Source organism: Paraburkholderia sp. A1RI_3L (assembly GCF_048957895.1).
Taxonomy (GTDB): domain Bacteria; phylum Pseudomonadota; class Gammaproteobacteria; order Burkholderiales; family Burkholderiaceae; genus Paraburkholderia; species Paraburkholderia kururiensis.
In genome coordinates this window covers 1-12,381 of sequence record NZ_JARCHA010000033.1, presented here as the reverse complement: position 1 = coordinate 12,381, position 12,381 = coordinate 1, and the positions used below count along the sequence as shown (strand labels likewise).

At 66.6% G+C, this 12,381-nt stretch carries 12 protein-coding genes and 1 pseudogene; 11 read left to right on the top strand and 2 right to left on the bottom strand.

What is annotated here, in order from left to right:
* A partial coding sequence (locus tag PXJ20_RS32425; RefSeq protein WP_421057484.1) for a leucyl/phenylalanyl-tRNA--protein transferase occupies positions 1 to 924 on the top strand: 924 nt, incomplete at its 5' end.
* A 79-nt stretch (positions 925 to 1,003) separates the two neighbouring features.
* Positions 1,004 to 1,798 (top strand): thioesterase II family protein, encoded by a 795-nt coding sequence (locus PXJ20_RS32420; RefSeq protein ID WP_421032931.1) that lies wholly within the window; start codon positions 1,004 to 1,006, stop codon positions 1,796 to 1,798.
* A 41-nt stretch (positions 1,799 to 1,839) separates the two neighbouring features.
* Here PXJ20_RS32420 and PXJ20_RS32415 read toward each other — a convergent pair whose 3' ends face one another.
* Complete coding sequence (locus PXJ20_RS32415) at positions 1,840 to 3,135, bottom strand: cation:proton antiporter (protein ID WP_421057483.1); 1,296 nt, start codon at positions 3,133 to 3,135, stop codon at positions 1,840 to 1,842.
* A gap of 217 nt (positions 3,136 to 3,352) precedes the next feature.
* Between PXJ20_RS32415 and PXJ20_RS32410 the strand changes: the two genes are divergently transcribed.
* From PXJ20_RS32410 to PXJ20_RS32375, 8 genes are all read left to right on the top strand, one after another.
* Entirely contained in the window at positions 3,353 to 4,081 is a 729-nt protein-coding gene (locus PXJ20_RS32410; protein WP_421032929.1) for a TenA family transcriptional regulator, read from the top strand.
* A 10-nt stretch (positions 4,082 to 4,091) separates the two neighbouring features.
* A complete protein-coding gene (locus PXJ20_RS32405; RefSeq protein ID WP_421032928.1) occupies positions 4,092 to 5,267 on the top strand; it encodes a hypothetical protein in 1,176 nt (391 codons plus the stop codon).
* Positions 5,267 to 6,055 carry a PhzF family phenazine biosynthesis protein gene (locus PXJ20_RS32400; RefSeq protein WP_421032927.1) on the top strand — a complete coding sequence of 263 codons (789 nt, stop codon included), beginning with the start codon at positions 5,267 to 5,269 and terminating at the stop codon, positions 6,053 to 6,055. The genes PXJ20_RS32405 and PXJ20_RS32400 overlap by 1 nt, the downstream gene beginning before the upstream one ends.
* A 32-nt stretch (positions 6,056 to 6,087) precedes the next feature.
* On the top strand, positions 6,088 to 6,654 hold the full coding sequence (locus PXJ20_RS32395; RefSeq protein WP_421032926.1) for a cupin domain-containing protein: 567 nt from the start codon (positions 6,088 to 6,090) through the stop codon (positions 6,652 to 6,654).
* Positions 6,655 to 6,911: 257 nt separating this feature from the next.
* Complete coding sequence (locus tag PXJ20_RS32390) at positions 6,912 to 7,109, top strand: hypothetical protein (protein ID WP_421032925.1); 198 nt, start codon at positions 6,912 to 6,914, stop codon at positions 7,107 to 7,109.
* Positions 7,110 to 7,210: 101 nt separating this feature from the next.
* Positions 7,211 to 8,293, top strand: a complete 1,083-nt coding sequence (locus PXJ20_RS32385) for an amidinotransferase (RefSeq protein WP_421032924.1) — start codon at positions 7,211 to 7,213, stop codon at positions 8,291 to 8,293.
* Positions 8,294 to 8,309: 16 nt separating this feature from the next.
* A complete protein-coding gene (locus tag PXJ20_RS32380; RefSeq protein ID WP_421032923.1) occupies positions 8,310 to 9,302 on the top strand; it encodes a fatty acid desaturase family protein in 993 nt (330 codons plus the stop codon).
* Entirely contained in the window at positions 9,299 to 10,297 is a 999-nt protein-coding gene (locus tag PXJ20_RS32375) for a fatty acid desaturase (protein ID WP_421032922.1), read from the top strand. Before PXJ20_RS32380 ends, PXJ20_RS32375 begins: the two co-directional genes overlap by 4 nt.
* A gap of 52 nt (positions 10,298 to 10,349) precedes the next feature.
* Here the strand turns inward: PXJ20_RS32375 and PXJ20_RS32370 are convergent, their stop codons facing one another.
* Positions 10,350 to 11,489, bottom strand: a complete 1,140-nt coding sequence (locus PXJ20_RS32370) for an ERCC4 domain-containing protein (protein WP_421032921.1) — start codon at positions 11,487 to 11,489, stop codon at positions 10,350 to 10,352.
* Positions 11,490 to 11,718: 229 nt separating this feature from the next.
* Between PXJ20_RS32370 and PXJ20_RS32365 the strand changes: the two are divergent.
* Positions 11,719 to 12,159 (top strand): annotated as a pseudogene (locus tag PXJ20_RS32365) (transposase); the annotation flags it as partial.
* Positions 12,160 to 12,381 lie beyond the last annotated feature (222 nt).

Below are 12,381 nucleotides of genomic sequence, written 5' to 3'. Positions count from 1 at the left end.
GTGAAGATGGTGGCGCGCATCGACGAAGTATTCGACATTCAACTGCGCCTGCGGCAGGCGTACCTCCATCCGACGATCGCGGAACTGGCGCTGTCCGTGCTGCGCTGCGTGCTCGGCGCCGAGGAGCCGGTCGAGGACGACGTCTCCGTCGAAGAGGGCCGCAATCTTCCGCTGATCGCGTGGCTGACCGACGACATGCCGCTGCCGGACACCAGCGAGGCGCTCGATGCGGCCAGCGGCACGCCGGGGCTGCTCGCGGCGGAGGGCGGGCTCGGCCTGGCGCGGCTCAAGGAGGGCATGTCGAAGGGGGTCTTCGCGATGCCGCTGCCCGGCGCGCCGCTCATGTGGTGGGCGCCTGACCCTCGGATGGTGTTGCCGATCGCCGATTTCCACATGTCGCGCTCGTTGCGGCGCACGCTGCGCCGCCTCCGCAAGGACGGCTGCACGATCCGCGTCGACACGGCGTTCAGTCGGGTCTGGCAGGCCTGCGCGTCGGTGGCGCGCAGCAGCGGCAACGGCACGACCTGGATTTCGCCGGAGTTCGGCCGCAGCCTCGACGAATGGCACCGGGAAGGCGGTGCGCACAGCTTCGAGCTGTGGGACGGCGACGAACTGATCGGCGGAGTCTTCTGCGTGGCGCTCGGCCGCATGATTTCCGCCGAGTCGATGTTCGGCTTGCGGACCGACGCGTCGAAGATCGCGCTCGCGTCGCTGGTGGCGTTCTGCCGCGCGCATCGCATCGAGCTGGTCGACACGCAGCTCTACACCCCACACATCGCATCGCTGGGCGGCCGCGAGATTCCGCGGGCACGCTTCGAGGCGCACCTGCAGGCCGCGCAGCGCGAGCCGGCGATCGACGACTGGCGTTTCCAGGAAGCATTCTGGGACGCGCTCCTGTTGACGGATCAAGATGCGAAATCCTGACGACATCGCTCATGAACTGAGCCACCTGAGCATCGAGCAACTGCGGCGCCTGCGCGCCAAGACCAAGGCGATCCGGCCGGTGCCGCCGGCGACGGGCGGCCAGGCCGCGTCGAAGCTCGCCGGGGACGGCGTCTTCACGCCGTCGCCGCGCCCCACTGCGGCCTATCGCCTGCTGTGCTTTCCGTATGCGGGTGGCAGCTCGAGCACCTATGCGAGATGGGCGCCGCTATTCGATCAGGACATCGAACTGGTCTGCGTCGATCCGCCCGGACGCGGGGCCTGTCTCGACGAACCGCGGATCGGCGACGTGGCGGTCCTCTCGAACCGCCTTGCCGACGCGCTGCTGCCGTGGCTGGATCGGCCGTTCGCGCTGCTCGGCCACAGCAACGGCGCATTGCTGGCGTTCGAGCTGGCGCGCCGGCTGCGCGAGCGCGGCCGCCAGCCGCATGCGTTCTTCGCCTCCGCCAAACGCGCGCCGTCACGCGTGCGGGAGACGGGCAACTGGCATGCGTTGCCGGACGATCTGCTGATCGCGTTCATGCGGGCGACGGTCGGCGGCCAGGCAGAGTTCTACGAGAACCGCGAATTGCTGGACCTGTACCTGCCGACGTTGCGGGCCGACCTGTCATTGAGCGAAACCTATCGGTACCAAGAGGCCGCGCCGCTCGACGCGCATCTCGTGACGCTGCGCGGGACGCGCGATCACGGGATGGGCGACGACGATCTCGCGGCGTGGGCGGCCGAATTCACGGGCGACGCGCGGCATGTCGAGATCGACGGCGATCACTTCTTCGTCGACAAGCAGGCCGGACAGTTCGTCGACACGGTCAATCGCGCGATCAGGGCGTGGCTGCCGCCGGACGGCGGCGCCTGACGGCGAGCGTGGCGCGGGGCGGCGGCAGCCCCGCGCGCGATTCATGCGTCGGTGCGGGCGAACACGCCGTTGCCGGATCGAAGCAGCGTGCGATTCAGCAGCGGCGCGGTCATCAGCGTCGTGACGACGGCGACGATCACCAGCATCGAGAAGACGTTCGTCGGAATCACGCCGAGATCGCGGCCCACGTTGAGCACCACCAGCTCCATCAGGCCGCGCGTGTTCATCATGACGCCGAGCGTCCTGGAGGTCTCGGGGCCGAGGCCGGAGCGTCGCGCCGCGACGTAGACCGGCACGATCTTGGCGCCGATCGCGCATGCGGTGAGCGCGATGAGCCAGGCCCAGTCCGAGCCGCTGGTCAGGCCCGCGATGTCCGTGCGCAATCCGGTGAACGTGAAGAAGATGGGGAGGAACAACGTGTCGACGAAGCGGCCGACCTGCCGTTCCCAGGCCGCGACGACGTGCTGCTCGCGATGGAACAGCGTGCCGACCAGGAAGCCGCCGAATGCCGCGAAGATGCCGAGGCTCGCGGTGGCGAGACCCACGCAGAAGATGAGCGTGAGGATCGTCATCATCATCGCGGGCGACAGCGTGTCGTCCGCGGGGCCTTGGAGCCGCTTGACCAGCGCGTGCACGAACGGCCTGCCGGCATAGAGCGCGACGGCGAGCAGCAGCGCGATTCCGCCGAGCTGCAGGCCGGTCTGCCCGATCGAGAAGCGCGCGGTGGCGAATGCGGAAATCGCGGCGAGCAGCGTCCAGCCCGCGACGTCGTTGGTGGCGGCCGCGCCCATGGCGACAGCGCCGACTTCGGTGCGCGCCAAGTTGAAGTCGCGCATGATTCTGCCGAGCACCGGCACCGCCGTGATCGCGAGCGCCGTGCCGACGAACAGGCTGTAGACGGCCGGGTTCTTGCCCGGCGCGAGCGCGGCGGCGGAGAGCCAGCCGATCACGCCGCCCGCCACCAGCGGCACGACGATGCTGACGGAGGCGATCGCCAGCACGGCCCGTCGGTTGCGCTCGTCGCTCAATGCGTCGAGACGGAAATCCGAGCCGATCTGGAACATCAGCAACAGGAGCCCGAGCTGGCTGATGATCGACATCGGCAGCATCGTCGCGGGCGCGAACAGCGTATGGAAGACCTCGGGAAACCACGCGCCGAGCATCGACGGCCCGAGCACGATGCCCGCCATGATTTCGCCGATGACGCCGGGCTGGCGCAGGCGTCGCGCGAGCACGTGCAGCAGGCGTGCAGCAGGCAGGATGACGGCGAGCTGCAGCAGGATCAGCGCAAGGATGTGCTCGGCGCCATGCGTGGAAATTTCGGCATGACCGGTCATGAATGGATTCCTCGAACGAAGGGCCGTTGATATCGCAATGACGACGTCGCGTCGCCATTGTCCGATCGCGATCCTATCAAGTCGAATCGAATCGGAAAATAAAAACCGAGTTAATTGAGAGTCCAAACTTTTGTTTGTTGATCGAGCGGTTTTCGTCGGCTAACCTTCGGGTGGTCTTCTCTCGATGAATCCGGATTTCCCACATCAGAAAAGGGGGGTGAAAGTGTCGTCCAATATGTCGCATCCGCTCACCGCACGTCTTCATGAAAATCCGTATCGGCGCCAACTGATCGATCACGCGTTCTTCAGGCAAGTGCGGGAATCGCCCGTGACGCGAGAACAGGCCGCCATCTTCATCGGGCAATGGTGGCATCCGCTGCATTATTTCCCGACCTTTCTCGCGCGTTCGGTTGCCGTATTGCCGGATATCGAATCGAAAAGCGCAATTGCGCGCATTCTGAATCAGGAAACCGGGGAAGGAAATTCGTCGCGCGCGCATGAAGTCATTTATATCGACACGATGGCGCGCGCGGGTTTCACGAACGAACAGAGCGCCGGCACGGCGCCGTATCGCGAGACGGCGACGCTCGTCGAAGGCTATCGGAACGCGGCGGATGCGCGCTTGTCGGCGCTCGGCTTCGTGTTCGCAACCGAGGTGGCGGATCTGGTGATGGTGTCCGGCATCGGCATGGCGGTGCGGCGGGCCACGGGCGCGACCGATCTCGAATGGGTCGACATTCACGTGGAGCAGGAGCCCGATCATGTCGAACACGCCGACTACACGATGATGATGACCTTCGACGACGCGGAGGAACAGAAGCTGGTCGCGAGCGCGGAGGACATGTGGCGCCTGTGGATCGCGTTCTTCGATCGCCTGCAACTCGAGGTGTTCGGCCGCGCGCCTGTCGATCACGCGGCGCGTACCGTCGCGGCGTCGGTGCACTGAGCCGGCCGCCATGTCGCAACAGGACGATGTGCGCGCGTCCTATCTCGTGTTTCCGGGATGGACGCAGCATTTCTGGACGTGGCTGACCGGCAAGGCGCTGCCGGGGCAGTCCCCGCTGTTCCGTCACACCTGGTATTCATACCTGGGGGTGACGCTGGCGGTGTTCTTCGGCGGCCTGACGCTGTCGTCGCTGGCCGTCGTCTACAAGCCGCACGGCTGGTGGTGGGCGATGCTGGGAGCGGGATGGGTGCTGTCGCTGTGCGGCGCCCGCCACATGATCCTGGTCATCGCGCATCAGAGCATTCATCGGCAATTCTCGGGAAGCGAGGCGGGCGATCGCTTCTGGGGAGAGCTGGTGACGCTGCTGAACAGCTATCAGGACGCGCATGCGTTCAAGGTCGAGCATTTCGATGCGCATCACCGCGAGCACGTGTTCGCAACCTTGCAGGACCCGCCCGTCCAGGTCATCCTGGGTCTCGGCTTCCGGCCCGGCATGTCCCGGCATCGACTGTGGCTGCGCGCGTTCGTCGTGGTCCTTTCGCCGGCGTTCTACCTGAAGGGCATCGCCGACCGGCTGCGCTGCAATGTGACGTCGGGCACGTGGCGTCGCGCCGGTTTCCTGCTGTGGGCCGCGTGGTGGCTGTCCTTGCCGTTCTGGCTGCGCAACGGCGCGGAAGTGCTGCTGCTCGCCTATGTGGTGCCGATCGTGTTGCTCAACCAGCTCAGCGCGCTGCTCGACAAGCTGGGGGAGCATGCGTGGCTCACGCCGCCCGATCCGGCGCACGGGCGTCGTTATCATCACGTCGCCGCGAGCTGGGCGCGCTTCTGCGGCTATGCGGTGCCGTCCCGTTCGCTGCCGTTCGGGCGACGTCTCGCCGCCTGGGTGCGCTGGACGGCCGCGATGCTGCTGTACCACCTGCCGGTGCGGCTGATGGTGGTGGTGGGCGACTTGCCGAACCATGATTTTCATCATCGGCAGCCGCGCACGCCGGACTGGATGATCGCCGCCTATGCGCGTCAGAGGGATATCGACCATGGCCTGCCGGGCGCGCCCGGTTACGTCGAGGTCTGGGGGCTCGCGGAAGCGATCGATCGCATGTTCCGCGCGTTGAGCGTCACGCGGGCGGATGCGGTGCCCAAGGGCATCGATTCGCGAACGAGATTCGGCACGGCAGGAGAATCCTGATGCAGGCAGCATGGGTAGTCGATGCGTTTTCGGACCGGCTGTACCAGGGCAATCCGGCGGGCGTCGTGATGCTAGACGACGCCTTTCCTCCGACCGGGCAGATGCAGGCGCTCGCCACGCGCCTCGCGTTGCCGACCACGGCCTTCGTGATCGGGCGGCAGCCGGGCGACTACGCGATTCGCTGGTTTACGCCCGGGGCCGAGCTGAACATCTGCGGCCACGCCACCATCGCGACGATGGCCTACCTGTACGAAGTCGAGCAGGTGCGGGCGAGCGGGCCGCTGCGTTTTCACACGCATGCCGGGCCGCTGCACGCGCACCGCGAAGGCGAGCTGATGTTCCTCGACCTGCCGACCATGCGCGCGATGCCGGCCGCGCCGCCGGCGCGCCTCCAGGCGGCGTTGGGCGCGACGATCCGGCATTTCACGCGCGCGGTCGACGACTTTCTGGTGCTGCTGGATTCGGAGGAGACGGTGAGCGGACTCGCGCCGGACTTCGACGCGTTGAAGCGGTTCGACTGCCGCGGCCACATCGTCACGGCGCCCAGCGGGCGCGCCGGCGTCGATTTCGTGTCCCGTTCGTTCTTTCCCGCGCTTGGCGTCGACGAGGACCAGGTGTGCGTGTCCGCGCATTGCAAGCTGGCGCCGTTCTGGGCCGAGCGGCTGGGCAGGCGCCGCCTGTCGGCGCTGCAGGTGTCCCCGCGCGGCGGCCGGCTGATCGTCGAGGAGGCGGGAGACCGGGTGCGCGTCGCGGGCACCGCGGTCGTGCGGGAGCGGCTGGCCCTATAGAATGGTCGGCTCCCTGCAAGCAAGGAAACAAGATGAAGAAAAGGTCCGTGCAGCCTAATGTCGTCAATGTCGAGGATGTCGAGGAGGTCTCCCACATGGAAGGGGTGCACTGGGGCGGCGCTTACAAGCCGCTGACGCCGGTGCTCGATTCGGTGCCCGGCAGGATCGGCGTGAATCTTTCGCGCGTGCCGCCCGGCCGCACCGCGTGTCCGTTTCACACCCATGCGCGCGAGGACGAGGTCTTCTTCGTGCTGTCCGGACGCGGGGTGTTTCGCTATGGCGATACGCTGCGCGAAATCGGTCCCGGCGATTGCATCTCGTGCCCGGCGAACAGCGGCATCGCGCATCAGCTGGCGAATCCGTTCGACGAGGATCTGGTCTATCTGGGCGTGGGCCTGAACGATCCGCACGAGGTCTGTACCTATCCCGACAGCGGCAAGGTGATGATTCGCAGCCTCAAGTCGGTCGGCCGGATCGAGACGGCGGATTACATGGACGGCGAAGCGGAGCATCCGCGGATCTTCACGCTGCTTTCCGCAGCCGGTTCCGCGTCGAAGGGGGGCAGGCGGTCCGGCAAACGGAAGGGCAGGAAGGCCTGACGACCCGGTGGAGCCGCGTGCGCCGCCTGCCGCGGCGGCGCATGCGGCGTGCGGGCAGTGCCGGTCCGCATCGACAGGCGTGCGGGCCTGCGTTCCGGCCGCGGTCGATCCGGTGAAGCGGTCATGGCAGCGCGGCCAAATCCGGAAAACATTCAGTTTTACTGATCAAGCCAAGCATCGGGCGATGCCGTCGTCTTCGTTCGATGGAAACCCGTGATTCCGATGAAGCGCATGTTCATTGAGTACAGGAGTGCAAAATGAAATTGCCGTTGAACGAAGAGCTCGGCGCTGCGAAGAAGCCGCGAGACGATCCGGAACCGGCGAGCGAGCCGGCGGGGGCCAGCGTCGAGCCGCTGCTGCCGCCGGACACGCCGGGCGACGCGCTGCCCGCCACCGTCGCCGTGCGGATGGCCAAGGCGGCCCTGCAGAAGCAGGCATCGAGGAAAACCCCCTGATCGTGCCCGTCGCCAGCGCCCGCTGTCTTCATCGACAGGGTCATTTGAATCAAAGCAGGATTTCGTCGTTCCACAACCTCAATCTAGCGAGTGCACTCAACATGAATGCTCCGTCTTACCTGCAGTCCTGCCCGGTCAGCGCACACAACGAATGGGATTCGCTGGAGGAAGTGATCGTCGGCGTCATAGACGGCGCTTGCGTTCCGCCATGGCACGTCACGCTGCGGGCCACGATGCCCGAATCGCAACACGGCTTCTACCAGGCGAACGGCGGCCGCCCTTTCCCGGCGGAGCAGATCGACGCGGCACGGCGGGAGCTCGAGGAGTTCGTGCACATCCTGGAGGCCGAGGGCGTGAAAGTGCGGCGTCCCGAACCGGCGGACCAGTCGCAGCCGTTCGGCGCGCCGGGATGGAGCAGCACCGGACTGTATGCGGCGATGCCGCGCGACGTGCTGCTCGTGTTCGGCAACGAGATCATCGAATGCCCGCTCGCGTGGCGCTCGCGCTACTTCGAAACGGCCGCCTATCGCCCGCTGCTCAAGGAGTATTTCCACTGCGGCGCGATCTGGAGCGCGGGCCCCAAGCCGGAACTGAAGGACGCGTTCTACGCGCGCGACTGGCGCGAGCCGCGTGACGGGGAGCCCGCGCAATGGGCGATCAACGAGCACGAGCCGACGTTCGAGGCGGCGGATTTCATCCGTTGCGGGCGCGACATCTTTGCGCAGATGAGCAACGTGACGAACGCATTCGGCATCGAATGGCTGCGCCGTCATCTCGGGGAGCGCTACCGGATCCACGTGCTCGAATTCGACGATCCGCATGCGATGCACATCGACGCCACGCTGATGCCGCTCGCGCCCGGCAAGCTGCTGATCAACCCGGAGCGCGTCCCCGAGGTGCCGCGCATGTTCAGGAGCTGGGACGTGTTCCACGCGCCCACGCCGACGATGCCGGACAGCCATCCGCTCTACATGACGAGCAAGTGGATCAACATGAACATCCTGATGCTGGACGAGGAGCGCGTGGTGGTCGAACGCCAGGACGAGACGATGATCGCCTGTTTCAAGCGCTGGGGGTTCAAGCCCATCCCGTGCAACTTCCGCCACTTCAACACCTTCGGCGGATCGTTCCATTGCGCGACGCTCGACGTGCGCCGTCGCGGCGAACTGCAGTCCTATTTCTGAGACCGGGAGCGCCGCCATGAAAGTCTGGAAGCACTCGCGCCACGACGCATGGATGCTGCTGTTTACACTGGCGCACGGCGCGATCACCGTCTGGACCGCATTCCACTGGAATGCGGCGTCGGACCTCGCGCGAGCGGGCAGCGTGGCGCTGCTCGCGGCGATGATGACCTACAACATCATCGTCGTCGCGCATCTGTTCACCCATACGCCGTGGTTTACGTCGTCGCGGCTGAACGGCCTGGTCTCGATGCTGAACTCGTTCAGCATCGGTCAGTCGGTCCAGGTCTACCAGCTCGCCCATGTCCGCAATCACCATCGTCACAACAACGACCGGAAAGGCCCGGACGGCCTGACGGCCGACCGCTCGTCGACCTATCGGGACGGCGAGGAGGGCGAGCATGCGCCGCTCTGGCGCTATGCGCTGGGCGGCGCATGCGACAGCATGGTCGATATGGCGAAGGCGCTGGCGAGCGCGGCGCGCCTGTGCCGCCGCGCCCCCGTCGAGCCGCATCTGGCGGCACTGGCCGCCCGTGACGAGCCGCGCCGCAGCCGCGAGCTGGACCAGGTGCGGCGCGACAGGTTGTTTCATGCGGCGGCGCTGCTCGCCTGCACGATCGTCTCGCCGTCATGGCTGACGATGTGCTACCTGCCCGCGCTGTGCGTGGCCTTCGCACTCGTCAACGTGCAGAACTACTACGAGCATTTCGGCGCCGATCCGCGCAGCCGGTACACGGATTCGGTCAGCTACTACGGCCGGCTCTACAACCTCCTGACATTCAACGACGGCTACCACCAGGAGCATCATCTGCGGCCGCAGGCTCATTGGCGCGACATGCCCGGGATTCGCATCCGGCACGCCGAGTTGCTGTCGAGCCTGCCGCGCGTGGTGTCGCCGGTGCCCGCGCTGCTCGGCTTCCTGCACCGCAGCCGGCCGCTGCTGCATCGTGCCGCGCCGCCGCTCGAACTCGGCCGCCCTCGCCCCGCCACTTCGCCCCTGGATCGCGCATGAACGCCACCACGTATGTTCCCGTGCAGCGGCACCGGTTTTCCAGGGCCGTGCTGGCCCAGGTCTTCGAACGCTTCGAGACCGACAACTGGCACGGCCTGCTGGAGGTGCTGGAGCACTGGTCCGTGATCGTCGCCGCGGCCGCTTTGTCCGTATTCGCGTGGAACACGTTCGGCATCGCCGGGGCGTTGCCCCTGTACCTGTTCGCGATCTTCCTGATCGGCGGGCGGCAACGCGCGCTGGCCGGCGTGCTGCACCAGGCGGCGCATGGCGCGCTGCTGCGCAACCGGCTCGCCAACCGGGTCGTCGGCACGTTGCTGGGCGGCTATCCGGTGTTGCAGAGCTTCACGGGCTATCGATCGTCCCATGTGCTCAACCATCATCGATTTCTCGGCAACCCGGATCGCGACCCGGACTACCGGCAATACATCCGCAGCGGACTGTGCGGGCCCCGGATGTCCCGGGCGGCGATCCGCCGCTACCTGCTGACGCTGCTCGGCCCGCGCGCCACGCTGGTCTACGTGGGATACCTGCTGCGCCACCGGGTGCTGAATCCCGAGGAGCGGCCGCTCGAATCCGTCGCCCGCCTCGTCTATCTCGCGTCGCTGCTCGCGCTCGCTTGGCGGCTCGACGCGATGCCGCTCGTGCTGATGTACTGGATCGTGCCGCTGATCACCACCCAGGTGTGGATCGGCGCGATCGCCGAACTGGTGGAGCATTACCCGCTGATCGAAACCGCGGAGCGCGTGGACATCGCCGTGACGCGCAATCGCGACTGCGGGCCGCTCGCCAGCTTCCTGCTCGGTGAGCATCCGGGCGAGGGCTATCACCTGGTCCACCATCTGTTCCCGAGGACGCCGTTCTGGCGCCTGAAGGAAGTGCACGGCCTCCTGCTCCAGGATCCCGCCTATGCCGCGCTGGACATGCCGACGAGCTGGCGGCACGTGATGCGGTCGATTTTCGCGCCGCTGCCTGCCCGCGCCGGGATGCAGCCATAGCGGTCGACCGGCCGGCGGCGCCGTTCTCGAACGCGCCGCCGCGCGGCGGGCGCTATTTCCGGGGTTCGCGGATCGCCTCGAGCAGCGCTTTCGCATCCAGCTGCACGATGCCGATGTCCGGGTCGTCGTTGCGAATCCGTCCGCCGTCCGGGCTCGCGAGCATCCCGCTCAGCCGGTAGCCCGCTTCCAGGTAGCGCCGCAGCAGCGGCGATGCGGCCGCATTGTCGAGATAGCGCCGCAATTGCCGGACATGCGCGGATTCGAGCGTCCCGCGCTTCAGCTCGACCAGGATGAGGTCCGGCGCGAAACGCAGCCGGAACACCAGATCGACGACGTGAAATTCGGCCCCGGCGCCCTGAATGCGATGCTGGCGCGCGACCAGTTCCGCCGGCTCCGCGAGCAGCAGCTCCGGATGCGCCGCCAGCGCATCCTCGATCTGCTGTTCGGTATCGAGGGATTCGTAGTCGGCCGTCAACACGTGCCTGATCTGCTCCGCGCGCTTCGCCCCGATGCCGCGGATGGTGCGCAACTCGCCGGCGGGGGCCGCGACGATGCCGTCGATGCTGCGGAAGCGGCGCAGCAACTCGCGCGCCATCACCCGGCCGCAGCCGGGAAGCATTTCGACGACGCGCCGCTGCATGTCGGGCAGCGACGCCGCGCTACGCTTGGGCACGAGCGAGATCTCGGCAATGCCGTGCTGCGCCTGACGCGCCATCATCGTCAACAGGCGGACGGTTTCGTCAACGTCGTCCGTATGCAGCACCGACACGCCGTACTCCAGCATCAACGCGGTCAGCGCGCCGTCGACCGCCTCAGGCGCGAAGCCACGATGCGCCGGCTGTCGCGCGCCTTCGATGATCAGGATCGCCACGTCGAAACGGTCGCGCAGGTAGAGGGCGGCCGTGAACAGCGACTTGTCGAGGATGCCGTTGACGAATCCGTTCGGCGTGCGCCGGTCCACCGCGATCCCGGGGCCCGGCAGATAGCGATCGGCCTGATCGTCGTCGTCGACGCCCGGCCGGATATCGATCCCGTTCGCCAGCAGGCGCTTCGCAACGGTCCCGCCTAGCCGGGTAGCGTGGATGACCAGCTCGCGCGACGCGGCATGCTTCGCGCAATGGGCGGCAGCGGGCGCCTCGGGCACCGGCGCGGCGCCACCCGCATGCGTTCGTGGTCGGTCGTCTTCTCGCATGTCGGATTGCTCCGGGAAGCAGGATGGGCTGACGGTTGTCACGGCACGGCCGGATCAAGTCTGCCATCCGGCCGGACGCGATGCCAGCAGATTCAGAGGTGGCCGCGCAAATTCGGACAGTCGGGTAAGTGGAATGCCCGGGGCCCGAGCCAGCGATAATGCAGGCAAAGGAATCGGAAAGATGACGAAGAGAACCCGACGGACGCACTCAGCGGCGTTTAAAGCGAAAGTGGCCCTGGCGGCGGTGGTGGACTGGGCGAGTCGCAAGATTCTCGCGCACCGGGTCGCCATTACGCGGGAAGCCACGCACGCCGTCGAGGCGTTGGAAGAGGCGTTCGCCCGCTACGGACTGCCGGACATCGTGAACACCGATCAGGGCAGTCAGTTCACGGCGGACGCGTTCACCGACGCCGTGCTGGGCCGACAGGTCCAGTTGTCGATGGACGGCAAAGGGGCTTGGCGCGACAACGTGTTCATCGAGCGGGTCTGGCGCAGCATCAAGTACGAAGAAGTCTATTTGAAAGCGTACGAGTCGGTCAGCCACGCCCGGCGCTCCATCGGCGACTACATCGATCTGTACAACCGGAGACGGCCTCATTCGAGCCTGGCGGATCGGACGCCCGATGAGGCATACTTCGCGACGCTGCCTGCGATCAAATCGGCAGCATGATTGCCTCGGACGTTCCACTTAAAAATCTCAGAAAACTGTCCGAACGAGTGAGGCCACCTCTCTATGCACGGCACTACTTGGGCCGCGGCCCAAGCGGACGAATCTGTCAACGTCGCTGGATTGATTCGTCCGCTCGCGCATTGCACGCAGGCCCTGCTGCCGCGCTATTCGGATATCTGAATGAGCGACAACATCGTCTGGGTCGCAGATATCGACGCCACC

Excerpts from the sequence above, each read along its gene's own strand:
- PXJ20_RS32415 (WP_421057483.1), bottom strand. The coding sequence starts at position 3,135 with ATGACCGGTCATGCCGAAATTTCCACGCATGGCGCCGAGCACATCCTT.
- PXJ20_RS32405 (WP_421032928.1), top strand. The coding sequence starts at position 4,092 with ATGTCGCAACAGGACGATGTGCGCGCGTCCTATCTCGTGTTTCCGGGA.
- PXJ20_RS32400 (WP_421032927.1), top strand. The coding sequence starts at position 5,267 with ATGCAGGCAGCATGGGTAGTCGATGCGTTTTCGGACCGGCTGTACCAG.
- PXJ20_RS32395 (WP_421032926.1), top strand. The coding sequence starts at position 6,088 with ATGAAGAAAAGGTCCGTGCAGCCTAATGTCGTCAATGTCGAGGATGTC.
- PXJ20_RS32390 (WP_421032925.1), top strand. The coding sequence starts at position 6,912 with ATGAAATTGCCGTTGAACGAAGAGCTCGGCGCTGCGAAGAAGCCGCGA.
- PXJ20_RS32385 (WP_421032924.1), top strand. The coding sequence starts at position 7,211 with ATGAATGCTCCGTCTTACCTGCAGTCCTGCCCGGTCAGCGCACACAAC.
- PXJ20_RS32380 (WP_421032923.1), top strand. The coding sequence starts at position 8,310 with ATGAAAGTCTGGAAGCACTCGCGCCACGACGCATGGATGCTGCTGTTT.
- PXJ20_RS32375 (WP_421032922.1), top strand. The coding sequence starts at position 9,299 with ATGAACGCCACCACGTATGTTCCCGTGCAGCGGCACCGGTTTTCCAGG.
- PXJ20_RS32370 (WP_421032921.1), bottom strand. The coding sequence starts at position 11,489 with ATGCGAGAAGACGACCGACCACGAACGCATGCGGGTGGCGCCGCGCCG.